This is a genomic window from Trinickia sp. Z7 (assembly GCF_056498045.1).
Genome location: NZ_JAUEQW010000001.1, coordinates 700,720 through 727,102 on the forward strand (window position 1 = coordinate 700,720; position 26,383 = coordinate 727,102).

The 26,383-nt window shown below is 64.6% G+C and carries 19 protein-coding genes; 10 read left to right on the top strand and 9 right to left on the bottom strand.

Features of this window, described 5'->3' with window-relative positions; all coding sequences use genetic code 11:
* Window positions 1-62: 62 nt before the first annotated feature.
* On the bottom strand, window positions 63-824 hold the full coding sequence (locus QQS38_RS03120) for an ABC transporter permease (RefSeq protein WP_479643891.1): 762 nt from the start codon (window positions 822-824) through the stop codon (window positions 63-65).
* Window positions 821-1,762 (bottom strand): ABC transporter ATP-binding protein, encoded by a 942-nt coding sequence (locus QQS38_RS03125; RefSeq protein ID WP_479644093.1) that lies wholly within the window; start codon window positions 1,760-1,762, stop codon window positions 821-823. The genes QQS38_RS03120 and QQS38_RS03125 overlap by 4 nt, the downstream gene beginning before the upstream one ends.
* A gap of 511 nt (window positions 1,763-2,273) precedes the next feature.
* Between QQS38_RS03125 and QQS38_RS03130 the strand changes: the two genes are divergently transcribed.
* The 6 genes from QQS38_RS03130 (at window position 2,274) to QQS38_RS03155 (ending at window position 12,243) form a co-directional block, all read left to right on the top strand.
* A complete protein-coding gene (locus QQS38_RS03130; protein ID WP_479643892.1) occupies window positions 2,274-3,110 on the top strand; it encodes an IclR family transcriptional regulator in 837 nt (278 codons plus the stop codon).
* 237 nt (window positions 3,111-3,347) lie between these two features.
* Complete coding sequence (locus QQS38_RS03135; RefSeq protein ID WP_479643893.1) at window positions 3,348-4,721, top strand: MdtA/MuxA family multidrug efflux RND transporter periplasmic adaptor subunit; 1,374 nt, start codon at window positions 3,348-3,350, stop codon at window positions 4,719-4,721.
* Between the two features lie 18 nt (window positions 4,722-4,739).
* Window positions 4,740-7,874 (top strand): MdtB/MuxB family multidrug efflux RND transporter permease subunit, encoded by a 3,135-nt coding sequence (locus tag QQS38_RS03140; protein WP_479643894.1) that lies wholly within the window; start codon window positions 4,740-4,742, stop codon window positions 7,872-7,874.
* Between the two features lie 52 nt (window positions 7,875-7,926).
* A complete protein-coding gene (locus QQS38_RS03145) occupies window positions 7,927-11,226 on the top strand; it encodes an efflux RND transporter permease subunit (RefSeq protein ID WP_479643895.1) in 3,300 nt (1,099 codons plus the stop codon).
* Between the two features lie 116 nt (window positions 11,227-11,342).
* A complete protein-coding gene (locus QQS38_RS03150) occupies window positions 11,343-11,723 on the top strand; it encodes a hypothetical protein (RefSeq protein ID WP_479643896.1) in 381 nt (126 codons plus the stop codon).
* Between the two features lie 4 nt (window positions 11,724-11,727).
* Window positions 11,728-12,243, top strand: a complete 516-nt coding sequence (locus tag QQS38_RS03155) for a hypothetical protein (protein WP_479643897.1) — start codon at window positions 11,728-11,730, stop codon at window positions 12,241-12,243.
* Between the two features lie 62 nt (window positions 12,244-12,305).
* On the opposite strand, the gene QQS38_RS03160 is transcribed toward QQS38_RS03155, so the two are convergent.
* Window positions 12,306-12,869, bottom strand: a complete 564-nt coding sequence (locus tag QQS38_RS03160) for a peroxiredoxin (protein ID WP_479643898.1) — start codon at window positions 12,867-12,869, stop codon at window positions 12,306-12,308.
* A 435-nt stretch (window positions 12,870-13,304) separates the two neighbouring features.
* On the opposite strand from QQS38_RS03160, the gene QQS38_RS03165 reads away from it, so the two are divergent.
* Both QQS38_RS03165 and QQS38_RS03170 read left to right on the top strand, forming a co-directional pair.
* Complete coding sequence (locus tag QQS38_RS03165; RefSeq protein ID WP_479643899.1) at window positions 13,305-15,146, top strand: putative bifunctional diguanylate cyclase/phosphodiesterase; 1,842 nt, start codon at window positions 13,305-13,307, stop codon at window positions 15,144-15,146.
* A gap of 63 nt (window positions 15,147-15,209) precedes the next feature.
* Window positions 15,210-16,670, top strand: a complete 1,461-nt coding sequence (locus tag QQS38_RS03170; RefSeq protein ID WP_479643900.1) for an HDOD domain-containing protein — start codon at window positions 15,210-15,212, stop codon at window positions 16,668-16,670.
* Between the two features lie 38 nt (window positions 16,671-16,708).
* Here QQS38_RS03170 and QQS38_RS03175 read toward each other — a convergent pair whose 3' ends face one another.
* The 3 genes from QQS38_RS03175 to QQS38_RS03185 form a co-directional block, all read right to left on the bottom strand.
* The gene (locus QQS38_RS03175) at window positions 16,709-18,094 is read right to left on the bottom strand and encodes an EAL and HDOD domain-containing protein (RefSeq protein WP_479643901.1); all 1,386 of its coding nucleotides are present in this window, start codon (window positions 18,092-18,094) and stop codon (window positions 16,709-16,711) included.
* 176 nt (window positions 18,095-18,270) lie between these two features.
* The gene (locus QQS38_RS03180) at window positions 18,271-19,071 is read right to left on the bottom strand and encodes an ABC transporter substrate-binding protein (RefSeq protein ID WP_479643902.1); all 801 of its coding nucleotides are present in this window, start codon (window positions 19,069-19,071) and stop codon (window positions 18,271-18,273) included.
* A 287-nt stretch (window positions 19,072-19,358) separates the two neighbouring features.
* Window positions 19,359-19,994, bottom strand: a complete 636-nt coding sequence (locus QQS38_RS03185) for an FMN-dependent NADH-azoreductase (RefSeq protein WP_479643903.1) — start codon at window positions 19,992-19,994, stop codon at window positions 19,359-19,361.
* A gap of 126 nt (window positions 19,995-20,120) precedes the next feature.
* Between QQS38_RS03185 and QQS38_RS03190 the strand changes: the two genes are divergently transcribed.
* Window positions 20,121-20,960 (top strand): LysR family transcriptional regulator, encoded by an 840-nt coding sequence (locus QQS38_RS03190; protein WP_479643904.1) that lies wholly within the window; start codon window positions 20,121-20,123, stop codon window positions 20,958-20,960.
* Between the two features lie 623 nt (window positions 20,961-21,583).
* Window positions 21,584-22,408, top strand: coding sequence for a hypothetical protein (locus tag QQS38_RS03195; protein WP_479643905.1), 825 nt, complete (start codon window positions 21,584-21,586; stop codon window positions 22,406-22,408).
* A gap of 106 nt (window positions 22,409-22,514) precedes the next feature.
* Here the strand turns inward: QQS38_RS03195 and astE are convergent, their stop codons facing one another.
* From astE to astD, 3 genes are read right to left on the bottom strand one after another with little or no spacing between them, the layout of a single operon-like run.
* Window positions 22,515-23,570 (bottom strand): succinylglutamate desuccinylase, encoded by a 1,056-nt coding sequence (astE, locus tag QQS38_RS03200; protein ID WP_479643906.1) that lies wholly within the window; start codon window positions 23,568-23,570, stop codon window positions 22,515-22,517.
* On the bottom strand, window positions 23,554-24,894 hold the full coding sequence (gene astB, locus QQS38_RS03205; RefSeq protein ID WP_479643907.1) for an N-succinylarginine dihydrolase: 1,341 nt from the start codon (window positions 24,892-24,894) through the stop codon (window positions 23,554-23,556). The genes astE and astB overlap by 17 nt, the downstream gene beginning before the upstream one ends.
* A gap of 20 nt (window positions 24,895-24,914) precedes the next feature.
* The gene (astD, locus tag QQS38_RS03210; RefSeq protein WP_479644094.1) at window positions 24,915-26,378 is read right to left on the bottom strand and encodes a succinylglutamate-semialdehyde dehydrogenase; all 1,464 of its coding nucleotides are present in this window, start codon (window positions 26,376-26,378) and stop codon (window positions 24,915-24,917) included.
* Window positions 26,379-26,383 lie beyond the last annotated feature (5 nt).

Sequence of the window (26,383 nt, forward strand, 5' to 3'; positions counted from 1 at the left end):
CCAGTCGCGCGCCGGTGATTGACGCATTATGTCGACGTTTTAAGAGAATGACAAAGAGCGCGTCAGTTCTTCAATCGGTAACCGGTTTTGAATATCCAAGCCACGATGCCGGTGAAAAACGCCAGAAATACCGCCGTCATGACTAGACTTACGCCGACATGCACGTCGGCAATACCGTAAAAGCTCCAGCGGAAGCCGCTGATCAAATAGACGACAGGGTTCGCGAGCGCGATCGTGCGCCACAAAGGCGGCAAAATGCCGATCGAATAAAAACTGCCGCCAAGGAATGTGAGCGGTGTAACGATCAGGAGCGGGACGACTTGCAGTTTCTCGAAGCCGTCGGCCCAGATTCCGATCACGAATCCGAACAGGCTGAAGGTGACCGAAGTGAGCACGAGAAAGAGCAACATCCAGAACGGGTGCTCGATGCGCAACGGCACGAAAAACGCTGCCGTGATCATGATGATGAGCCCGAGCATGATCGACTTGGTCGCGGCCGCGCCCACGAAGCTCACGACGAGCTCGAAGTACGACACCGGCGCCGTCAGCAGTTCATAAATGGTGCCCGTAAACTTTGGGAAATAGATGCCGAAAGACGCATTGCTGATGCTTTGCGTGAGCAGCGACAACATGACGAGCCCGGGCACGATGAAAGCGCCGTAGCTGATGCCGTCGATCTCGCGGATGCGCGAGCCGATCGCCGCGCCGAAGACGATAAAGTAAAGCGAAGTGGAAATCACGGGCGAGATCACGCTTTGCATCAGCGTGCGCCAGGTGCGCGCCATCTCGAAGCGATAGATCGCGCGCATCGCGTGGTAGTTCATGAGCGGTCCTTGTCCTTGTTTTTGACCAGATCGACGAAGATATCTTCGAGCGAACTTTGCGTCGTCTGCAGATCCTTGAAGCGCACCTGCGCATCGCCCAGGTCCCGCAGCAGCGTGACGATGCCCGCCCGCTCCGATTGCGTATCGTCGTAGGTGTACGTGAGCGAGCCGCCGTCGGCCGACAACTCCAGCCGGTAGCCGGCCAGCGCGGGCGGCACTTGCGCGAGCGGCGCCTCCAGTTGCAACGTCAGTTGCTTTTTGCCGAGCTTGCGCAGCAGTTGCGTCTTTTCTTCGACGAGAACGATTTCGCCGCGATTGATGATGCCGATGCGATCGGCCATTTCTTCGGCTTCGTCGATGTAATGCGTCGTGAGAATGATCGTCACGCCGGTGTCCTTCAAACCGCGCATGAGTTGCCACATGTCGCGGCGCAACTCCACGTCCACTCCCGCGGTCGGCTCGTCGAGAAACAGCACCGCCGGTTCGTGCGAGAGCGCCTTGGCGATCAACACGCGCCGCTTCATACCGCCCGACAGCGTCATGATCGGATTGTTGCGCTTGTCCCACAGCGACAATGCGCGCAGCACTTTTTCCAGATGGCCCGCATCGGGCGATTTGCCGAATAGACCCCGGGTGAACGAAACGGTGTCCCACACCGTTTCGAACGCGTTGGTCGTCAATTCTTGCGGCACGAGCCCGATGATCGACCGCGCGCGGCGGTAATCCTTGAGGATGTCGTGGCCGTCGACGCTGATCTGCCCTTCGCTCGGGTTGACGAGGCCGCAGACGGTGCCGATCAAGGTCGTTTTGCCCGCCCCGTTCGGGCCGAGCAGCGCGAAGATCTCGCCGCGCCGGATGTCGAGATTGACGTGTTTGAGCGCCTGGAATCCCGACGCGTACGTCTTCGACAGATTTGAGATGGTGAGGATCGTTTGCATCGAGCGACGATAGCAGAAGCGCGCCGACACTGCCGCCAACCCATGCGAAATGCATCCCTGCGAGGAACCGGACGCCGCCGGCGCGATCCATCGCATGCGGGTAGGCTCGCCGAACCGGCATGCGAAATCAGGGCGCCCGTGCCGGGCGCACGAAAAAAAAGGCGCCACGTTGCCGTGGCGCCTTAAAGAAGTTCTAGCCATTCCGAGGGCCGTGCTAGAACCTGAGAGACGGTATTTCGGGGGGTGCAGGATCGGTGCAGCGGCGAGCGCCGAATCGATCCGCGCATCGCTCAGGACGCGCCGTTCCGAAATCAGATTCCATTCTTTAGCTTTCCGCTGACGAAGTCAAGATAATTTTTTCCGAAAAGTTAACAGGTAGGGCTATTCCGAAAACGATTTCACGATAAGGAACAGGTACTTTTTACCTGGTTTCACGATTAACCGAGTGGAGTAGACTGCGAGGAATCGTCATACTTGAAACCCAGTTTCAAAAAACTGTCACGAGCGCACCGTGCCGACCTCCTCCCGCTTCCCCGCCCGAAACCGCGCCGACAAGCCTCGGGATAGTTCGGGCGACGAAATCATCGCCCTTGCGCGCGGCTTGACGCTGCTGCGGCGCGTGGCGTCGGCCGACGCTCCCATCAGCAATCGCGAGCTGGCCGAACTGACCGGGATCCCGAAACCGACGGTCTCCCGCATCACCGCTACGCTCGTGGGCGCCGGATTTCTCTTTCAACTGCCCGACAGCGAACGATTCGTGTTGACCGCTTCGGTGTTGGAATTGAGCAACGGCTTCCTGCGCAATTTCGATATCCGCGCGCGCGCCCGGCCGTTCTTGACCGAACTGGCCGAACGCACTTCTCTGTCCGTCCACCTTGGTGCACGCGACCGGCTCGATATGGTCGTGCTCGACGCGATCCGGCCCCGCTCGGCAATTCTCGTTTCCCGGCTCGAGGTCGGCTCACGCATGGATCTGACCCGCACCGCGGTGGGCCGCGCCTATTTGGCCGTGCTCCCCGAGGCCGAGCGCACGGCGCTGATGGCCGGGCTGCAAGCGGCCTTGGGCGATGACTGGCCGCACATTCACGCGCGGCTCTCGGCCTCGCTCGAAGAAACGCGCACGCTCGGTTTCGCAATCGCCACGGGCGAGTGGTACGCGGAGCTCAATGCCATTGCGGCGGGGTTCATCGGCCCGTCGGGCGAACGCTACGCGATCAATTGCGGAGGCGCGGCCCATCTTTGCCCGCGCGAGTGGCTCATCGAGCACGCCGCGCCGGTGCTGACCGAGTGCGTCGCGCGCATCGTCCGGGAAATCGGCGGTGCACCGAACCAGCGGCTGCGCGATTGAAGCGCGAGCCGGCGCACCGGACGCGGCGCGTGCGTGCCGCGCCCCGGTCCTCGGTGTGTAACCCGCGTAAACAACCGAAAGATGCAAAACTAGACTGGGCGCGCCCCCGGGACGTAGCATCATGCATCTTTGCGCCCTGCCCATGGGCCGCCCGGACAGCGCAGGCTAAGCCGCCCGGCGCTTGCGCCACACCGTGCTCACCCTTCTCCGATTTTGCACCGCCGCTCACCTATATCGATGGCCGAACAAGAACACCGCCCTCCCACGAATGAAAACGGCCAGCCTGCAACGCCCCCAGGAATCGACGCCGGGTCGCGCCGGGGCCGGCGCCCGCGCATCCGGCGTCCCGTTATCGCGGCGTTGATCGTGCTCGCCCTTGCGCTGGCCGTGCTGCTATGGTGGCGGCCATGGCGCGGCGCGAGCCCGAGCGGTGCAGGGCCGGACGCCGGTTCGCCTCGTCAAGCAGGGAGCCGCCGCGCGCTCGCCGCTATGCCGCAGCCCGTGCATGTCGCCGCCGCGACGACCGGCGAAATGCCGATCGTGTTGACGGCGCTCGGCACCGTGACACCGCTTGCCACGGTCACCGTCAAAACCCAACTATCGGGCACATTGCAGAGCGTCGCTTTTCACGAAGGCCAATTCGTCAAAGCCGGCGACGTGTTGGCGCAGATCGATCCTCGGCCCTACCAGAATTCGCTTCAAAACGCCGAAGGCGCCCTCGCCAAAGACAGCGCGCTCTTGCAAACGGCGCGACTGGATTTGCAGCGCTATCAAGCCCTGCTCGCGCAAGATTCCATCGCACGCCAGCAAGTGGACACGCAAGCTTCGCTCGTCAAGCAGTACGAGGGCCAAGTGCAATCGGACCGCGCGAATGTCGATACCTACAAGCTCGATCTCGTCTATGCGCGCATCACGGCGCCCGTCTCGGGGCGCGTCGGCCTGCGCCAAGTCGATCCCGGCAACTACGTGACGCCTTCGGATGCAAACGGCATCGTCGTGATCACTCAACTGCAACCGATCAGCGTCGTGTTCACGACGTCGGAGGACAATCTGCCGGCAATCCTCGCGCGCATGCACGCCGGCGCGAAATTGTCGACGACCGCTTTCGATCGCAACAACACGGTCGTGCTCGAATCGGGGTATCTCGACACGCTCGACAATCAGATCGATACGGCCACGGGCACCGTCAAGCTGCGCGCGATGTTCGCAAACGCGAACGAAATGCTGTTTCCGAATCAGTTCGTCAACGCTCGCCTGCTGATCGACACGCTGCGCAATGCCGTCATCGTGCCCAGCTCCGCGGTCCTGAACGGCGCCAACGGGCCGTTCGTCTATGTCGTCAAGACCGACAACTCCGTCACCGTGCGCCAAGTCAAGGTCGGACCGGTCGACGCCGAGCGCACGAGCATCGCCTCGGGGCTGGCGGTGGGCGAGCGCGTCGTGATCGACGGCTCCGACCGTCTGCGCGAAGGGGCAAAAATCACGGTCGCGCCCGACGCGGCGAGCGTCATGCAGGGCGCCTCGGGCGCATCCGCTGCGCCGAGCGCATCCGGCGCCCGCGCTCACCACCGTCGAGCCGCTTCGGGCGCCGCCAGCGGCGGCGCGCAATAACGGCGCGCGCCCACTCGAATGAATCCGTCTCGCGCCTTTATCCTGCGCCCCGTCGGCACGGCCTTGCTGATGGCGGCCATCATGCTCGTCGGCCTGGTCGCGCTGCGCTTCTTGCCGATTTCGGCGCTGCCCGAGGTCGACTATCCGACGATCCAAGTTCAAACGTTCTACCCCGGCGCCAGCCCCGAGGTCATGACTTCGTCGGTCACCGCGCCGCTGGAGCGGCAGTTCGGGCAAATGCCCTCGCTCAACCAGATGGCCTCGCAAAGCTCTGCCGGCGCATCGGTGATCACGCTGCAGTTCAGCCTGGACTTGCCGCTCGATATCGCGGAGCAGGAAGTGCAGGCCGCGATCAATGCGGCAGGCAACCTGTTGCCGGCCGATCTCCCCGCGCCGCCGATTTATGCGAAGGTCAATCCAGCCGACGCCCCGATCCTCACGCTCGCGATCACGTCCAAGACGACGCCGCTCACCGATATCGAAGATCTCGCCGATACGCGTCTTGCCGAAAAAATCTCTCAGGTGGCAGGCGTCGGCCTCGTGAGCATCGGCGGTGGACAGCGGCCCGCGGTGCGGATTCAAGCCAACCCGCTCGCCCTCGCTTCGTACGGACTCAATCTCGACGATCTGCGCACGACCGTCTCGAACCTGAACGTCAATACCCCCAAGGGCAACTTCGACGGACCGACACGCAACTTCACGATCAACGCCAACGATCAGCTCACCGATGCGCGCGCCTACAACGATGCGATCGTCGCCTACAAGAGCGGCCGGCCCGTCATGCTGACCGACGTGGCCACGATCGTGGCCGGCGCCCAGAACACCAAGCTCGGCGCGTGGGTCGGTGCGCACGGCACGGTCACCCCGGCGATCTTGCTCAACATTCAGCGTCAACCGGGCGCGAACGTGATCCAGGTCGTCGACAGCGTGAAAGCGCTGTTGCCGCAGTTGCAAGCGTCGCTGCCTGCGTCGATCGACGTCTCGGTCGTCACGGACCGCACGACGACGATCCGCGCTTCCGTGCGCGACGTCCAGTTCGAGCTTGCGACGTCGGTCGTGCTCGTCGTGCTCGTGATGTATCTATTTCTCGCCAACGTCTATGCGACCGTGATCCCGAGCCTGTCCGTGCCGCTTTCGCTGATCGGCACGCTGGCCGTGATGTATCTGTGCGGCTTCTCGCTCGATAACCTGTCGCTGATGGCGCTGACGATCGCAACGGGGTTCGTCGTCGACGACGCCATCGTCATGATCGAAAACATCGCGCGCTACGTCGAGCAAGGCGACACGGCGCTCGACGCGGCGCTCAAAGGCTCCCGGCAAATCGGCTTCACGATCATATCGCTCACGGTGTCGCTGATCGCGGTACTGATCCCGCTGCTGTTCATGGGTGACGTGGTCGGCCGGCTGTTCCACGAGTTCGCGATCACGCTCGCGGTCACGATCGTGATTTCCGCGATCGTCTCGCTCACGCTCGTGCCGATGATGTGCGCCAAGCTGCTCCGGCATACGCCGCCGCCCGAGAGTCATCGGTTCGAGGCCAAAGCGCACGCCGTCATCGACGCCGTCATCGCACGGTACGCCGTGGCCTTGCGCTGGGTGCTCGAGCGCGAGCGCGCGACGCTCGTGGTCGCCGTCTTGACCCTCGTGCTCACCGCTCTACTCTACGTGCTGATTCCGAAGGGTTTCTTCCCCGTGCAGGATACGGGCGTCGTGCAGGCGATCACGCAGGCGCCGCAGTCGATCTCTTACAGCGCGATGGCCGAGCGCCAACAAGCGCTCGCCGCCGTGATTCTGAAGAACCCGAACGTAGAAAGCCTGACCTCGTTCATCGGCGTGGACGGCACCAACATCACGCTCAACAGCGGCCGCATGCTGATCAACTTGAAGCCGCACAGCGAGCGCGGGAAGAGCGCAACCGAAATCATTCGCGATTTGACGAGCGAAACGGCGAACGTCTCGGGCATTTCGCTATATCTGCAGCCGGTGCAGGATTTGACCATCAATTCGACCGTCAGCGCGACGCAATATCAGTTCATGCTGACCGATCCGAATCCCGACGAATTCTCCACTTGGGTTCCGAAGCTCGTCGACCGGCTCAAGCAAGCGCCGGAATTGGCCGACGTCGCCACCGATCTGCAAGAAAGCGGTGCATCGGTCTTCGTCCAGATCGACCGCGCGACGGCCGCGCGCTTCGGCATCACGCCGGCCACCGTCGACAACGCGCTTTACGACGCGTTCGGTCAGCGCATCATCTCGACGATCTTCACGCAGTCGAACCAGTACCGCGTGATTCTCGAAACCGACCCGCGTATGCAGCACTACACCGACGCCTTGAAGGCGATTTATTTACCGTCGTCCCAAGGCTCGGGCCAGCAGGTGCCGTTGAGCGCAATCGCGAAGTTCATCGAGCGGCCCGCGCCGCTGCTCGTCTCGCACCTCGGCCAGTTTCCGTCGACGACCGTCTCGTTCAATCTCGCGCAAGGCGCATCGCTGGGCGCGGCGGTCAAGGCGATCGAGCAAGCGCAGCGCGAAGTCGGCTTGCCCGCCTCGTTCCAGACCCGCTTCCAAGGCGCGGCGCTCGCGTTCCAAGCCTCGCTGTCGAACGAGCTGTTTTTGATCCTCGCCGCCGTGGTGACGATGTATATCGTGCTGGGCGTGCTCTACGAGAGCTTCATCCATCCGATCACGATCCTCTCGACGCTGCCTTCGGCCGGCGTCGGCGCATTGCTTGCGTTGATGTTGTCGGGGCACGACCTCGACATCATCGGCATCATCGGCATCGTGCTGTTGATCGGCATCGTCAAGAAAAACGCGATCATGATGATCGACTTCGCGCTCGAGGCCGAACGCGAGCAAGGCAAGAGCCCGCGCGATGCGATTTATCAAGCCTGCCTGCTGCGTTTCAGGCCGATCTTGATGACGACGCTCGCGGCGCTGCTCGGCGCGTTGCCGCTGATGCTCGGCACGGGAGTGGGCTCGGAGCTGCGCCACCCGCTCGGCATCGCGATCGCCGGCGGGCTCATCGTCAGCCAGTTGCTGACGCTGTTTACAACGCCGGTCATCTATTTGGGCTTCGACTCGCTGGCGCGCCGCGTGCGGGCGCGCTTCGGCCACGGCAGCCGCGAAGCCGGCGCCGGCGACGCGGGAGCGTGACGATGACGCAGCGCTGCCTTCCGATGGCTTCGCCGCGCGCCGGAGCGGCGCCGTGAATCTGTCGCGCCCGTTCATCTCGCGCCCCGTCGCCACCACGCTGCTCGCGATCGGCGTGGCGCTGGCCGGCATCTTCGCTTTCGCCAAGCTGCCCGTCGCGCCGCTGCCGCAAGTCGACTTCCCGACCATCTCCGTTCAGGCGCAATTGCCGGGCGCGAGCCCCGAGACGGTGGCGACGAGCGTCGCCAGCCCGCTCGAGCGCCATCTCGGCCAGATCGCCGACGTCACGGAGATGACGTCGATGAGCGGCGTCGGCCAAACCCGGATCACGCTGCAGTTCGGCCTGAACCGGGACATCGACGGCGCCGCGCGCGACGTCCAAGCCGCAATCAACGCCGCGCGCGCCGATCTGCCAACCAGCCTGCGCAGCAATCCGACCTACCATAAGGTCAATCCGGCAGACGCCCCGATCCTCGTGCTCTCGCTGACATCAAAGACGATGCGGCCGGGCCAGTTGTACGACGCGGCGTCGACCGTCCTGCAACAAGCGCTCTCCCAAGTGAAAGGCATCGGCGAAGTCGACGTGAGCGGCTCGGCGAACCCGGCCGTGCGCGTCGAGCTCGAACCGCAGGCGCTGTTCCACTACGGCATCGGGCTCGAGGACGTGCGGGCCGCGCTCGCGGCGGCGAACGCCAATAGCCCCAAGGGCTCGATCGACTTCGGCAAAAACCGCGTCCAACTGTATACGAACGATCAGGCCAAGGCGGCCTCGCAATACAAGGATCTCGTCATTGCCTATCGCAACGGCGCGGCCGTGAAGCTGTCCGACGTCGCGCAGGTCGACGATTCCGTGGAAGACCTGCGCAATCTCGGTTTGATGAACGGGCAACGCTCAGTGTTGGTGATCCTCTACCGGCAGCCCGGCGCGAACATCGTCGCAACGATAGACCGCGTGCTGGCGATGTTGCCGCAATTGCAGGCGTCGGTGCCGGCGGCGATCGACATCACGCCGGTGGCCGATCGCTCGACGACGATCCGCGCCTCGCTCAAGGATACCGAGCGCACGCTGATCGTCGCCGTGCTGCTCGTCGTGACGGTCGTGTTCCTGTTCCTGCGCAATTGGCGGGCGACGCTGATACCGAGCGTAGCGGTGCCGATCTCGATCGTCGGCACGTTCGCGGCGATGTATCTGCTGCACTACTCGATCGACAATCTTTCACTGATGGCGCTGATCGTGGCGACGGGCTTCGTCGTCGACGATGCGATCGTCGTGCTCGAAAACATCTCCCGCCATATCGAGGAAGGGGTGCCGCGCATGCAGGCCGCCTTCATCGGGGCGCGCGAAGTGGGCTTCACCGTCACTTCGATCAGCCTCTCGCTCGTCGCCGTATTCTTGCCGATCCTGCTGATGGGCGGCATCGTCGGGCGCCTCTTTCGCGAATTCGCCGTCACGCTCTCGCTTGCGATCACCGTCTCGCTCGCCGTTTCGCTGACGGTCACGCCGATGATGTGCTCGCGCTTGCTCGCCGACGCGGCCCACAAGCCCAAGGAAGGACCGCTCGGACGGGCGCTCGAGCGTGGGTTCGCCCGGCTCCAGAGCGGCTACGCGCGCACGCTCGGCTGGGCGTTGTCGCATCCGCTCATCATTCTCGCGACCCTAGTCGCGACGATCGCCCTGAACGGCTATCTCTATGTCGTCATCCCGAAGGGCTTCTTCCCGCAGCAGGACACGGGGCGCCTGGTCGGCGGCATTCAGGCCGATCAGGCTACGTCGTTCCAAGCGATGAAGGTCAAGTTCTCGGAAATGATGTCGATCGTGCAGCACAACCCGAACGTGCAGAACGTCATCGGCTTCACGGGCGGGCGCCAAACGAATTCGGGCTTCATGTTCGTCACGCTCAAGCCCAAAACGACACGCAAGGCGTCGGCCGACCAGGTCATCGCGCAGTTGCGCGCGCCGCTGTCGCACGTCGCGGGCGCGCAGACGTTCTTGCAGGCCGTGCAAGACATCCGCATGGGCGGACGGCAATCGAATGCGCAGTATCAGTACACGCTGCTCGGCGATTCGAGCGCGCAGGTGTACAAGTGGGCCCCGCTGCTCGCCGAAGCGCTCAAGCACCGTCCCGAGCTCGCCGACGTCAACTCCGATCAGCAGCAGGGCGGGCTCGAAGCGTATGTGACGGTCAACCGCCAAAGCGCGGCGCGGCTCAAGATCACGCCCTCGCAGATCGACAACACGCTCTACGATGCATTCGGGCAACGACAGGTGTCGACGATCTACAACCCGCTGAATCAATACCACGTGATCATGGAAGTCGCGCCGCGCTACTGGCAAGACCCCGCGATGCTCGATCAGATCTACGTGAGCACATCGGGCGGCAGCGCGGGCGGGTCGCAATCGACGAACGCCGTGGCCGGCACCTTCACGATGCCGGCCGCGCGCACGAGCGCCGGCGGCACGGGCGCCGCCACGAGCGCCGCGGCGATCGCAACGGACGCCGCGCGCAATCTGGCGACCAACTCCATCGCGCAACGCGGCAAAACGAGCACATCGACGGGGGCCGCCGTCTCGACCGCGAAGGAAACGATGATTCCCTTGTCGGCCATCGCCTCGTTCGGACCGGGTAGCACGCCAATCGCGGTCAATCACCAAGGCCCGTTCGTGGCCTCCACGATCTCGTTCAACTTGCCGCTCGGCCGCTCGCTCTCCGATGCGACGCGCGCCATCAACGAGACGACGGCCGAGATCGGCATGCCCGCGACCATTCACGGCAACTTCTCCGGCACCGCGCAAGCGTTCCAGCAATCGAATCGGGACATGCCGCTCTTGATTCTCGCAGCCCTTGCGGCCGTCTATATCGTGCTCGGCATCCTCTACGAGAGCTACATCCACCCCGTGACGATCCTCTCGACGCTGCCTTCGGCCGGTGTCGGCGCACTGCTTGCCCTGCTTTTGTTCCGCTCCGAGTTCAGCATCATCGCGCTCATCGCGGTGATCTTGTTGATCGGCATCGTCAAAAAGAACGCGATCATGATGGTCGACTTCGCCATCGAAGCATCCCGGCAGGGCATGTCTTCGCTCGAGGCGATACGCCGCGCCTGCTTGCTGCGCTTTCGGCCCATCATGATGACCACCTGCGCGGCGATGCTCGGTGCGCTGCCGCTCGCCTTCGGCCACGGAGAAGGGGCCGAGCTGCGCTCGCCGCTCGGCATTTCGATCGTCGGCGGCTTGCTCGTCAGCCAGGTTCTGACGCTTTATACGACGCCCGTCGTTTATCTGTACATGGACCGCCTGCGCCTGTGGCGGGAGCGACGCCGCCGCCCGCTTAGCGGGACGCCGACCGGCGCCGGGTAAGGCACGGAAACAATTGTGACCGGGGCCGTTATGGCAGGCGCCGCAGCGATCGCCTAGCCTTATAAGATGCGGGCCGTTGTGGCCGCGCATCGAACCACAAGAGAAAGGAGCGTATCGTGCGGTGGCTCAATGCTACTTTCCTCGCGCTCGCCGGCGCCGCCTACCTGACTGCCGGCAGCGCCGCTCAGGCGCATTGGCGCGTCGGCGTTTACATGGGTGGGCCTGCTTACCCGTACTACTATCCCCCGCCGCTCGTGCCGGCGCCCTACTCGCCCTATTATTACGCCCCCTATCCGCCGCCCGTCGTCATCGCCCCCGGCGAGCCCGACGTGACCTACGTCGAGCGCTCGCAAGAAAACGATGAGCAGGCCGGCGACCAGCCGCCGCAAGGCACCTGGTGGTACTGCGACAAGACGAAAACCTACTATCCGTACGTTAAACAATGCGCGAGCGGCTGGCGCGAAGTGCCGGCCACTCCGCCCGCACCGAGGCGGTGACGATATGAACGCTTCCACGCTCCAACCGGCCAAGCGGCACGCGATATGGCTGCCGCTTGCGGCGATTCTCGGCCTCGGCGCCTGCACCGTGATGCCGACCGGCCCCAGCGTCATGGCGCTGCCCGGCACCGGCAAAAGCTTCGATCAGTTCCGCGCCGACGATTACAACTGCCGCCAATACGCACTCGGCCAAGTCGGCGGCGTCAGCGCGAGCCAGGGCGCGACGGCGGCCGGGGTCGGCAGCGCAGCGCTGGGCACCGCGGTCGGGGCGGCGGCGGGCGCGGCGTTCGGCGGCGGGCGCGGCGCGGCCGTCGGTGCCGGCGCGGGCCTCTTGACGGGCGGCGCGATCGGCATGGGCACCTCGCAAGGCTCGGCCTACGACATCCAGCGGCGCTACGATTACGCCTATCTGCAATGCATGTACGCGGCGGGCGAACGCGTCCCGATGCCGGCCGGCACCGTGGAGAACCGGCCACCGCGGTACTACACGCCGCCGCCACCGCCGCCGCCCGGGTATTGAGCGTCCCAACCTAGCTGTTGCCCGCGCGGGGCCGGCCGATGCGCGGCGGCCCGCGCTCGCCCCTAGTGGCGAGGATGCCGCTCGACCCAGTCCTTGACGGCGTTCAGCGTGTTTTGCACGTGCTTGTCGGGCGACAGGCTCGTGTATTCGTAGACGATCGTGCCATCGGGCGCGATCACGTACGAGACGCGATTGGCCATGGTCCTAACGAGCGGCAACGCAGCATCGTACGCATCGATGATGCGGCGCTGCGGGTCGGCCGCGACGGGGAATTTGCTGCGGCACTCGCTGACGGAAAACTTCTTGAGCGTGTCGATATCGTCGTGCGAGACGCCGATCACGGTCGCGCCGTATTGTTTGTACCGGTCCACGGCGTCGGCGAATTCGTGCGCCTCGATCGTGCATCCCTTCGTGAAGGCAGCCGGATAGAAGTAAAGTACGACCGGCCCGTGCTTCAACGCATCGGCCAGCGAGTACGAATAGGCGTGGCCGCCGAGCGAAGCTTGCGTGGTGAAATCAGGCGCTTTCTCGCCGGCTTTGAGCACGGCCGAGGCATCGAGCGAAACGGCCGACAACATCGCACATATGGCCGCCGCGCGCAGGGCGCGATTCCCGTTGACTTTCATCGGCTCTCCTTGGAACGCGGAACGAAGAACGCGGGGACCGACCGATGGTGCACGATCCGGCGCGTCGAGGCATTCATTGAACCACGCCGGCGCGATCGGCGCTGCCAGCCCGATTCGCCCCGCGCGAACAGCGCCCGCGCGTGCGCTTGTAATTTCGGCCATGGATAATGCGACCAACAGGAAGGTGGAACGCCTCGCGGCCCAACGTAGCGTTGGCGACCCGTCGGCCGCAAAACCGAGCGTATGCGCTGCCCGGGCCGGTTCCCAGGGCAATCGTGCGTAAATTCGTCGGATCGACCCTAAAGAATCGTCGCGCCGTGCCGATATTCACCGTGATGGAAGGTATGGCGGCGCAACGACCAGGGGTCGCCGAGCGCGGCGGCGCGCCTGACGACGCGCACTGCGCCCATCGACTTCAGTCGGCAACGAGAACGAATGCAAGCAAAATCAATCGGCGCACCGCGCCGCAGCGCCTGGCGCGCGGCTCTGGACCTGTTGCGCGGCCGCACGGGGCAAGTGCATCCGCCGGCCGTCCGCCAGCCGGTGGACGGCGAGCACCGCATCTGGCGGCTGCAACTCGAAGAGACGCTCGGCGCAGTCGACTTCCTTGCCCACGTCGATGAGGACCAGCGCTTTCTCTATGTGTCGGAGGCAAGCCTGCGCTTCATCGGCTACCGGCGCGAATACCTGCAAACCGCGACGCTGCACGAACTCGTGCCGAGCGGCGAGACGGCGGCGCTCGATGCGCTGCTCGCGCGGGCCAAGGCCAGCGGCCACGTCGAGCGAGCGTGCCTGCACCTCATGAAGTCCATGACTTACCCGATTGCCGTGGAGTTGCGCGTCGTCGCCAGCAGCCACCGGGACACCGCGGGATTCGCGGTGAGCGCCTTCGACGTCTCCCCATGGCGCGCCAACGAAGAGCGCCTCATCTACGAATTGCACAGCGATCCGCTCACGGGCCTCGCCAATGGGCTCGCCTTGAAGGCTGCCGTCAAGCGCGCTCAGGATGACGCCGATGTCGACGGCAGCGGCGCGGCGCTGCTGCTGGTGGATCTCGATGACTATCAGCGCGTCAATCGTGCGCTCGGCTACGACGCCGGCGACGATTTGCTGCGCGACACCGCTCGGCGCCTGGAAGGGCTCGTCACGCCCGCCGAGATCCTCGCCCGGGTGACGAGCGACGAGTTCGCGGTGCTCTTGCGCGCCGATACGCGCGAAAATGCCGCAGCCGCCGCGGAGGCCCTCGGCCGCCGCTTCATGACCGCGGTGCAGCAACCGTATGCGGTGGACGGCCAGCCAGTCCACCTTTCCGCCAGCGTGGGCGTGGCGCTCTACCCCGATCCGGCGCACGATACCGGCGCCTCGGGTTACCACGACCAATTGCTGCGCCGCGCCGATCAAGCGCTGTCGCAGGCGAAAGCCTCGGGCAGCAACACGCTCGCGTTTCACACGGCCCACGCCGATCCGGCCGACGCCGAGCGCCTGAAGCTCGAAGCGGATTTGTACGACGGCGTGCGCAACGGCGAATTTTCGTTGCATTTTCAACCCATTACGAGCAGTCAAACGGGCGGCGTGGTGGGCGTGGAAGCGTTGATTCGCTGGCACCATCCCGTGCATGGCTTCGTGCCGCCGTCGACCTTCATCCCGCTCGCCGAATCGATCGGCCTCATCAATTACCTCGGCAATTGGGTCCTCAAGATCGCCTGCATGCAGCTCATGCAGTGGGATGCACAGGGCATCGAGTTGCAGTACGTGGCCGTGAACGTGTCGCCGCAGCAGTTCCGCGATCCGCGTTTCATTCGGAACGTGCGCGATGCGCTGGCCTTGACCGGCGTCAAGGCCGAACGGCTCGTGTTCGAAATCACCGAGTCGCTGCTGATGCAGGACCCGGCCCATGCCAAGGTGCTGCTCGAGCAGTTGACGGCCATCGGGATCCGCTTCGCCATCGACGATTTCGGCACGGGCTACTCGTCGCTGGCGTATCTGCAACGTTTTCCGCTCGCCAAATTGAAGATCGACCGCAGTTTCGTCGAGAACCTGCTAACCTCTCGCAACGATCAAGCGATCGTATCGGCCGTGGTCGGGCTCGCTCAAACGCTCGAGCTCGAACTCGTCGCGGAAGGCGTGGAAACGGAGGCCCAGCGGGAGCTGCTGACGGCGATGGGCTGCGATCACATCCAGGGTTGGCTGGTGTGCAAAGCGCTGCCGTCGGACGAGCTGGCGAAACGCTTCGAGGATCGCGTGCTGCGCCTGCACGAGGTGGTACCGGGGTTATAGGCGCGCGCCGGCACGACGCGCGGCACTCAAAACAGACATGCGTATGGTTCGAACGGGATTCACATGGTAAAGGCGGCGCTGCTCGATAAGCTTTGGGCGCGTATGAGCGAGCGCGGCGACTTCCCGATGCTGTCGCAGGCGCTTCGCACGACGATGGCCGCCATGAAAAATGACGACCTCGACTTCACGGGCCTCGTGCAGGTCGTGTTGTCCGACTTCGCCCTGACGCAGAAGGTGCTGCGCCTGGCCAATTCGGCCATGTATATGGCCTTCGGCGGCAATATCACGACGGTGACGCGCGCGTTGATGGTGCTCGGCATGGATGCCGTCGGCCATCTCGTCGTCGGGCTCAAGCTCGTCGATCACTTCCAGCACAGCGCACCGCACCGCATCGACGCCAAGCTCGAACTGAACCGCACGATGCTCTCGGGCTGCGTCGCCCGCAAGCTCACCGAACGCGGCGATCTGCGCGAGGGCGAGGAAGCCGTCGTCTGCACGTTGATGCGGCAAGTGGGTAAGCTGCTCGTCGTCTTTTACCTCGAGGCGGAGTGGGAGCAGATTCGGCAGAAGATGCGCATCGGCGGGCTCGATGAAGCCGCCGCATGCACGGCCGTGCTGGGCGTCACCTACGAAGAGCTCGGCGAAGAGGCCGCCACGCGCTGGCGCTTGCCCGAGACGATCCGCGCGGGCATGGGCGCCTACGAAGCCGACGCCAAGGACACGCACCCAAGCCAAGGCCAGTGGCTGCGCGCCGTGACCAACTACTCCACGGACGTGGCCGACGCGCTGAGCGCGCCGGGCGTGTCCGAGCATGCGCTTGAAGCGCGGCTCGCCGAGCTGGCGCACCGCTACAGCCGCGCGTTGGCCACGGACGCCGAAGAGCTTGCCGCGATGAGCATCGCGCTGGCAAGCGAGGAAGCCGGCGAAGGTTTCATGCGCGAAATTTACGAGTTGCGGGCGAACGCCGACGCCATCGCGCGCGCCAGCGTCGACGCCGAAACCCGCATCGAAGCCGGGCTCGAAGATCTGCGCGCCCTGCCATCGGAAAATGCGCTGGCGCCGGTGCTGGCGCTCGCGTCCGAAACCGTGCTCGCGGGGTTGAGCTTCACGCGCACGATCGTGTTCGTGCGCCAGGCATCGGCCGTCTACAAGGCGCGCTTGGGCTTCGGCCGCGACGTCGATCGGGTGCTGCCTTCGTTGTCGTTCAAGGAAGCCTTCGAGCCAGACGTCTTTCATCTGGCGATCGCCAATTCGGTCGGCATCTTCATCGAGAACGCGCGCGATCCGAAAATGATCGCGAGGCTGCCATTGTGGTACCGGCATGCATTCGAGGATGTCCGTTCGTTCGTGCTGCTACCCGTCGTCGCGCATCAATCGGCCGTCGCATTGCTCTATGGCGATTGGTCGCTCGAGCAAGCGCCGCGCAAGATTTCGCAGACGCAGATGAGCGCGCTGAATGAACTCGCGCGCGAACTCGGGCGCTTCTTCGCCCACGCGCCGGCCAAGGAACTCGAAACGCTCTAGCCCTGGCTTCTGGGCGCCTCGATCCTTCGCCTTCGGGGCTACTCCTCGAAACGCTCGAGGCCCTCGTTGTCCTTGCTTTGATCGGCGGTGCTGGCCCACGCGGCCGCCGTGATCGCAAGCTGCGCCAGCTCGCCCGCAGTGAGCGGTGCGAGCGCCGCGCTTGCACGGTCGAGCGCATCCCAATCGCCGTGTTCGAGCGCCTCGATGGCGCTCAACAAGGTGCCCAACTGCCCTTCCCGACGCAAGATCGCCGCACGAATATGGCTGGCGAGCGTCAGCGCTTCGAGCGTGTTTTCGAGTGTGTCGCCGAACACCGCATCGACGAGCGAAAACACGCCCGTCAAAAACGCGCCGTCGACCACTTTACGGTTCGCGTGCGAAAGCCGTGCCGATGCGAGCTCCATGAAGCGCGCCCGCGTGGCCGCGAGCTGCACGAGCGGATCTTCTTCCAGGCGGACTTTGCGCCCGTCCGCGTAGAGCAGCAATTGCGTCCAGCGGGCGATACGGTTGGTCCCGGTCGCGTTGATCGCGTCGCGCAACGTTGCCACTTTGCGACCGATGCTGGCCTCGCCCGAATTGGCAAGACGCATCAAGTGCATGACGAGCACCGGATTGAGTTTGAGTTCGGCCTCGAGTTGGGCGACGCTCGGATCGGACGAGAGCAACCGCAACAGGCCGAGCAGCGCCTGACGCGGCGCATTGACCCGGCGGGCGCCTTGCTTGCTGCCCCGCGCGAAGAAGTAGCCTTGAAACAGATCGAACTGCAACGCCTTGGCCCGTTCGAAGGCCTCGTGCGTATCGATGTTTTGCGCGATCAGCAACTTGCCGGCGGACTTGAGCGCGCCCGTGAGCCGCTGCAGCAACTCGGGGGCCAAGCGGGCCGGGTCGATCTTGATCGCACACACGTACGGCAGCAGCTTCGCGAACCCTTCATCGGGCTGGCGCAGGTCGTCGATAACGAAGCGGTAGCGCTTCGCATGCAATAGGACCAAGCGCGCGATCAGTTCGGAATCGACGCGTTGCGGCGCCGAGATTTCGAGGTAAAAGCGGTCGGGGGCAAGGCGCGCGATGGCGTCGGAGAACAACAACGAGCGGCTGACGTTCAGGTAGCCGTGATGGCCGGCAAGGGCGGTGCGTACGTCGCTCGCGCCCAATGTCGCGAGCAATTGCGCGGCTTCGGCGTCGGCCTGGCGTTGCGAATCGCGTTGGTCCGCTGGCTCGGGTACGTCGGGCTCCTCGCCCTCATCGAGCGTCCCGCTTTCCGCCCTGGGCGCTTCGCGCACAATGAGTTCGAAGCCGCGCAGCAGCGCTTCGCCATCGACGATGGGCGCTCTCGCGGGGTACTGAACGGGGTGGGATTGGCCGGGATTCATTCGGCCATCGGCATAGGCCGGGCGCTGCGCCTCGTCGGTGGTCGTCCCCATCGCCCCTCTCCTTTTTTTTCTTACGATTAGCGGCGCGACGTTGGTCCGACGTCTTTAGTGCGCTCAATAAATTGGGGCGATTATAACCGTAAAGCAGGGCTTGAAAAACGCGCGGCAGGCGGGCTGCGCGCCGCGCATCTCGCCTGCCGCGCCGCCACCGGCATCGGATGTTCGAACTACTTGAGCACGACCTTGACGTCGAAATACTTCGCGGCGAGCTTGTCGATCGTTCCGTCTTCCTTGAGCGCCTTGAGCGCGCCATCGAGCTTGTCGAGCAGCGCTTTATCGCCTTTGCGCACGCCGTAGCCGACGCCCGAGCCGAGCAGCTTTTGATCGGAGACGGTGGGACCGGCAAAATCGAAGCCGGCGCCTTGGGGACGCTTCAGAAAGCCTTTGGACGCCGCTTCCGAATCTTGGAAAGCCGCATCGAGCCGGCTCGATGCGAGGTCGGCATAGACTTGGTCCTGCGTTTGATACGAGACGACGTCGACGCCGGCATTCGCCCACTTAGCCTTCGCGTACGTTTCTTGGATCGTGCCTTGGAGCACGCCCACATGCTTGCCCTTGAGCGAGGCGACGCTAGGCTGCAAACCGCTGCCCTTCTTGGCGATCAGTTGGTTGGGGATCGTATAGATCGGATCGGTGAAATCGATGGCCTGCTTGCGCTGTTCGGTGATCGTCATGTCCGAGTTGATCGCATCGAACTTGCGCGCCTGCAATGCCGGGATGAGACCGTCGAAGTCGTTCTCGACCCACACGCACTTCATCTTCAATTTCGCGCAGACGGCGTTGCCCACATCGATGTCGAAGCCCTGCAATTGGCCGGACGCCGTCTTCGATTCGAACGGCGCATACGACGCCTCGACGCCGAAACGAAGCACATTCGAATCGGCAGCGCAGACGTTCCCGGCCATGCCGATCGACGTTGCTGCCGCGACGAGGGCGAGTGCCACCCGATTGCGCAAGTTCACTTTCATTGCATTGATCCTAGACAGTGGTCAGTGTTGGAAAACCCCTGGCGCGCATCGTGGCCGCGCCAAAAACGGCATTCAAATCGCCGCCGCGCGCTTGATGCGATGCACAACGGGCGAGCCCGGCATTGTACGGCGAGCGACGCTGCTCGCACGCACGCATGGGCGCCGGGTCATCGGCAATCCGGGGGTGGGGTGTCCAATCTGTCCGAGCCGCGCGAAGACGCAATTGTGTGTCGCGCGGCGGCAAGTCCGCAGGCCAGGCTCAATGCTTCGTTCTACTCGCCTGTGCCCTACACGGTGCGCGCCAGCTCGGCTGCCGCGCGGCATGCCGCCTCCCGGGCGGCTGAGTCGACTTCGGCGCCGAACAACGTCTTCTCGACGACGATCGATTCAATGTCCTCGATGCCGACGAAGCGCAACCAGGCTTCGAAGTACGGCTGCTGAAAATCGTAGGACTGTGCCGGGGTAATCGATTGCTTGCCATAGTCAAGGCCTCGCGCGTAGACGACGACGGCTCGCTTGCCCGCAAGCAACCCACCGAAGCCCACTTGCGGGTCGAACGAAAACAACACGTCCTTTTGAGATACGACGTCGATGAAGTGTTTCAGCTTGTAGGGAATAGCAAAATTCCAGAGCGGCACGGAGAAGAGCAGCGTGCTCGCCTCGTGCAGCGGTTTCGCGAGCGCATGAATTTGGTCCCACGCCGCCTGCTGCGACGGTGTCAACGGGGTACCGCTGAGCCCCGCGTACTTTGCGTCGAGCGCATCGCTATCGAACTCGGGCAACGGCACGCGCCACACATCGAGCGTCTCCACCGACGCGCGGGGGCGCGAGAGGCGATAGGCGTCGATGAACGCGCGGGCAGCTTCGAGCGAGGCCGACCGCTGCTTACGCGGAGATGCCTCGATGTGCAGCAAGTCGGCCATGCTCTGTTTCTCCTGAGTCGGTTGGCGATACATGACGGCGTGGGATAGGCGTCATCTGAACATATTCGAATTCAAAATGAAAACGAAGTATTATTCTGCCATTCAACTCGTTTCTCACTGAATATCGTGTTCGATACCATCCTGCTGCGCTCTTTCGTCACGGTGGCTCAGGAGGGCAGCTTTACGCGGGCTGCAACGCGTCTGCATTTGACGCAATCGGCCGTGAGCGCGCACTTGCGCCGGCTCGAGGAGCAGGCGGGAACGCCGCTCGTCACGCGCACGACGCGCTCGCTGGCGCTCACGCCCGACGGCGAGGTGTTACTGGGCTATGCGCGCGCGATCCTTGCATTGAATCGCGACGCGCGCGCCCGCTTGCACCGTTCGGCCGGCGAGGGTCTCGTGCGCATCGGGTTGTCCGACGATTTTGCGCAACCCCGGGTGATGGAGCGGCTGCATGCGTTTGGGCTGCGGCATCCCGGTCTTGCCGTGAATCTGGCCGTGGGCATTCCCGGCACGTTGTTGCAGGCGATGGATCGCGGCGAGCTCGACTTCGTCATGGCGGGGCGGTGTCACGATGAACGCCCTGGGCGCGCGCTGTGGCGCGAGCCGCTCGCGTGGGCCGGCGCGCCTTGGCTGACGATCGACGCAGCGCTGCCCTTGCCGCTGGCTGTTTTCCCCGAGCCTTGTCCCTATCGCGATGCAGCGCTCGCGGCACTCGCGCATGCGGGGATCGATTACCGCATCGACGTGGTGTGCCCGAGCAGCTCGGGTGTGCATGCGGCGGTTCAGGCGGGGCTCGGGGTTACGCCGATGCCCAAGAGCCGAATCGACGGCACGCTTGCGATCGTCGAAGAACGGTGGGGTTTGCCGCCATTGCCTCAAGTCGAGTTCGCGCTATTTGGCGCGGCGAATCCGGGGACGCTCGTCGATGAACTGTGTGAGGCGGCTCAGCGCGATTTGGGTTGAAAGCGAAGGGAACGAAGTGTCCGCCGAGCTAGTCACGTACGACAACGAAGAGGGAAGAACCCGCCGACGGCGCACTCGCAGCCATCAGCGAGCACGCCCATTCACCGGTGGCCCACCCTAGCGCAACACATCGCTGGACGCGCGTCGGTCGGCGGGAACACACACCACGAACCGTCCCCGTGGCGAAATAGGAAGATCGAACGCGGGCCGCTCGACGCTTGCGTTTCGACGAAGACGAACCGCGTGCGGTTGCTGCTCATGCGCCCCGTGCGCAGCACGCGCGCAGGCGCGGCGGCAGTCGGCGCAAGCCATTTATCCACTAATGCGCGCAGAGAAATCTTTTCCGCACTCATCGCTTACCTCCTGAACCGTTCGCGGACCGCCCCCGACGATCCGTTGGCTGAGCCCTTGAATACAGTATCGGCACCGACGCGGACGATAAACATCAGCGGCGTCCGAGAATCGCGTCAAGCGTTGCCACAGCATGTCGGAGATGGACTACATGCGCCGGTGACGGGCGCGAAATCGCGACGCCCCCGGCGAATCCCATTGAGGGCCGTCAATCGCTGTAGGCGATGAGCGTCTATGCTGGAAGAGAGAACGACGCACCGAGGGAGAGGTCTATGAACGCAAGAACCGTCATTGCACTCGCCGTGGCCGGCGTAACCGGCCTATCGGCAGTTACAGGGCTTGCGCAGGAACGCGAACGCGGCCACGAATCGGCGCGAGGGCCATCGGCGGCGCCGTTGCAAGGCCCCGGAGAAGCGGGCCCGGGCGGCCACCAAGGCCCGCCCGGGGGGCCAGCCGGAGGACGCATGAGCGAAGGTCCCGCGCCCCGGGGCACAGGCCCCGCCGTGGGCATCGCGCCGGGCCAAGCGGCGCAAAGCCCTGCGTTCGGGCAACGGCCCATGCCGCAAGCTCCCGCGCCGGGGCGCGCTCCGGCTCCCGCCCCCGCTCCTGCACCCACCATGCGGCAGCCGCGCGGTCCGGCCATGACACCCGAATTCGGGCACCACCCGATGGGCCAGGCGCCGGCGCTGCGGCAACCCAACCATGGCCCGGGCGCCACGCAAGAATTTGGACGGCGCCCCGGCCCCGAGCCGCGTGCCCCGCTGGCGCAAGCGCCGCGCGCTTCCGGGCGCGTTCCCGCGCCGTTTCGCGGCGACATCCACCGGTTCGTCGATCTCGACGCGCGTGTCTGGCGTGGCGGCAATTGGCACCATTCGCACCATCGCGGACGCTACGGTTGGTGGTGGGTCGTGGGCGGCATGTGGTACTTCTACCCGCAACCGGTCTATCCGTATCCCGATCCGTTCGCACCCGGCGATGTGATCTACGAGTATGGCGAAGCGGGCGACTATTGGTACTACTGCGAATCGGCGGGTCAGTACTACCCTTATGTGACGGAATGTCCCGAAGGGTGGCAGGCGGTGATTCCCGAGGAATAGATGCGACTAGCCGGCGGCTGCAACCACCCGGGCAAGGCCTTCACTCCGTTGCCGCGTCGAACGATGTCGGCAACATCGACGACATCGCCAACCCGCCGTTAGCGCGCTAGCGCGCCAACCCGGCCAGCGTCTCTGCCGTGGTTTCAACTACAGTCAGCCCGGCACGCAAACCCGGTTTCACCGTGCGATTCGGAAACACGATACTTTCCTCGGCGTGCGTCACCGCATAGCAATAGTTTGCGTCGCGCGCGAGCACCGTACCTTTTGGGAACGCGGTGAAGTTCGCCACGTCGTCCGGCATCAAAAGTTCGAAGGCGTCGCTGTGCTTCGTGATCTGCCCGATGACGGTGAACACGCGCGGCATCGGCGCGGCACCAGCGCGAGCTTGTCCCGAGATCAGGCCGCGCACCGCGTCATCTGCACCCGTGTAGCGCGACAGATCGTTTTCACCGAAGGGCCGAACTTTGCCCAATTCCAAAGTACAAGCCCTCGCGCCGAAGGATTCGGCCGTGAAATGCGTGTAGGTATTGCCCTTGGTCGTGTGCAACAACACCGCCTCGATCCGCGCACCGGCCAGCCATTCGAACATTGCCCGCGAAAGCGCCGCGCCTGTGTAAGGCAACAAGGCGAAACGCTCGAACACCGAGGCGCGAATGGCCGTGTGCATGTCGATGTGCCAACGCTCGCCGTCGCCCGCGGCGCGCTCGAACAAACGTGCGGCAGCCGCTTCGAGCGCGCGTGCGCGCGGCGCTTCGCGGCTTTGCGCGAGTTGCGCATGGCGACCGCAGAAGAGCCGATTCAAATCATCGTCGAGATACCGACTGCCCGCACGCATGGCAGGGACATTGCCGAGGACGATGCACAGCCGACAAGCGAGCGGCACATCGCCGCTCGCAATATCGGCGATCATGTGCGACACGAGCTCGAGCGGCGCAGTCTCGTCGCCGTGGATGCCGGCCGAGACGAGCACGGAGGGCATCGCATGGCCATCGGCCCCCACCGCAGGCGCGAGTTCGATCACCCCTTCGTCGATCCATGCATAACGAACGCCCTGTGCGCACGCCCCCCGAGCCTCGGCCGGCACGGGCCGCGCCCCACTCAACGTGTATGCCAGAAAATCGTCGAGCATCGCCGGCACAGCCGCTTCAACGTTGGAAGTCATAGAGCGAACCGAGCCCGAGAATTTGCGTGAGTTCGTCCAGCGCCGTGCGCGACTCCATCAGCAGATGCGGATCGGCAAGATCGGCCGGCGCCAGCCGATCACGATAGTGCTTGCCGATCCACGCGTCGAGCCGTGCGAACAACGCATCGTCGATCCACACGCCCGCGCTCACGGCCTCGCGCTCCGCTTCGGTCAAGACGACACGCAAACGCAGGCAAGCCGGGCCGCCGCCGTTCTTCATGCTTTCGCGCAATTCGAACACGAGCACTTCGCCGATAGGCCCGGCGCCGCTGACCAGATCGTCCAAATACGCGGCCACGCGCGGGTTCTCGCGGCACTCCTGCGGCACGACCAGCACGTCGCGACCGTCAGGACGCGTCAACAATTGACTGTTGAATAGATACGAAGTGACGGCGTCGGAAACGCTCACGCGGGCATCGGGCACTTCGATCACATTCAATTGAGCGCCCGTGCGCAATAGTTGCGCGCGCAACTGATCGTAGACGGCGCTCTGATCGACGAAGGCCCGCTCATGACAGAACAGCGTCTGCCGATTCCCCACCGCGATGACGTCGTTGTGGAATACGCCCGCGTCGACGACTTCGGGGCTTTGCTGCGCGTAGACGGTCCCTTCCTCGCTCAAGCCATGACGTTGCGCCACGGCGCGGCTCGCCTCGAAGGTTTGGCGCGCCGGATAGCGCACGGGCTCGGGGCCGCGCCGGTATTCGCTGCGTCCATAGACGAAGAATTCGACGCCGCGTTCGCCGTATTGCGCGCAAAACCGCGTATGGTTGGCCGCCCCTTCGTCGCCGAGCGCGGGCGTGCCGGGCAACGCCTCATGCACGGCAAAGCGCGCCGGATCGGCGAAGATCGCCTGCAGTGTGCGACGCGTCGCCTCGTGTTCGATCGCACGATGCAGCTTGCTCGTCAGATTGGCTGGCGTGAAATGGACACGGCCGTCCTGCGTATCGGCCGAAGGACTCACGGTCGCCGCGTTGGCCGTCCACATCGCCGAAGCCGAGCTGGCGGCCGCCAACAATTCGGGGGCGTCCTTGGCCGCGCGCGCGATCACCGCCGCATCGGAACCCGAGAACCCAAGTTCGCGCAGCAGCCGCAGCGAGGGCCGCTCCTGCGGCGGCAGCACGCCCTGCAAAAAGCCGAGATCGGCCAATTGCTTCATCTTGCGCAGACCCTGCTTGGCGGCGGCGAGCGGATTGGCGATCGACTTTTCGTTCGTCTGCGACGCTACGTTGCCGAACGACAGCCCCGCGTAGTTGTGCGTCGGACCTACGAGTCCATCGAAATTGGCTTCCCGTGCTTGCATCGTCGATCCTTGCTCGATCTTTAGAAATGAAGGCCCGGCGATACGCTCGCGGGCATCGTGAGTTGCGTGCTTTCGACCGACGCCATCGGGTAGGCGCAATAGTCGGCTGCGTAATACGCGCTTGGCCGATGGTTGCCCGAACGCCCCGTTCCACCGAACGGCGCCGCAGAAGAAGCGCCATTCGTCGGCCGATTCCAATTGACGATGCCGGCGCGGATCGTGCGGTGAAAACGCGTCCACAGCGCTTCATCGTCGGCGAGCAGCCCCGCCGACAAACCGTAGACGGTATCGTTCGCGCGTGCTATCGCTTCGTCGAAATCCCTATAGCGCACGACCTGCGCGAGCGGGCCGAAGTGCTCCTCGTCGGGCAACTGCGCGACATCGGTCACATCGAGGATCGCGGGGCTCACGAAGCCCAAGCGCTCGTCGCGCTGCTCCATCGCCAAGAGGGGGCGAGCGCCCGCGGCGAGCAGGCGCGCTTGCGCCGCGACGAGCCGCGCGGCCGCCCGTGCGGACACCACCGCACCCATGAACGGCTGCGGGTCGGCATCGTAGGCGCCATGGGCAATGCGCGAGGCGACTTGTGCGAAGCGCGCGAGAAAGCGATCGCCGAAGGCATCGCTCGGCACGAAAATGCGCCGGGCGCAGGTGCAGCGCTGTCCCGCCGATAGGTACGCCGATTGAATCGTGTGATGAACGGCCGCATCGATATCTTCGACGCCGGCCACGACCAGCGGATTGTTGCCGCCCATCTCGAGCGCCAAGACGATTTCGGGCCGCCCTCCGAACTGCTTATGCAGCAGCGTGCCGGTATCCGAGCTGCCGGTGAAGAAGAGCCCGTCGATCTGGCGATGGTTCGCGAGCGCGACGCCCGTGTCCTTTTCGCCTTGCACGAGGTTGAGCACGCCCGCGGGCAGGCCCGCTTCGCGCCATGCTTGGACCGTCGCCCGCGCGACGCCGGGCGCAAGCTCCGACGGCTTGAACACCACCGTATTGCCCGCGACCAACGCGGGCACGATGTGTCCGTTGGGCAAGTGCCCGGGGAAGTTGTACGGCCCGAATACCGCAACCACGCCATGCGGGCGATGGCGAAGCACGGCCGTGCCGTCGGCCATCGGCAGCCTTTTTTCGCCGGTGCGTTCGTGGTACGCCGTGATCGAGATCTCGACCTTGGCCGCCATGGCGGCCACCTCGGTGCGCGCCTCCCAAAGCGGTTTGCCCGTTTCCCGGCCGATCGCGTGCGCAATCTGCTCCTTGCGCTCCGACAACACCATGGCGAAGCGGCGCACGATTTCCACGCGCGCTTCGAAAGGCTGCGCGGACCATGGCTCGAATGCGCGGCGCGCGCTGGCCACGGCGCGATCGACATCGTCCGTCGAGGCGCTCTTGCCTTCCCACACCACCGTATCCGTGCCGGGGTTGCGCGACGCAAAGCTGGGGCCGTCGCCTTCGCACCATTGCCCGTCGATGTAATGTTCACCCATATCCA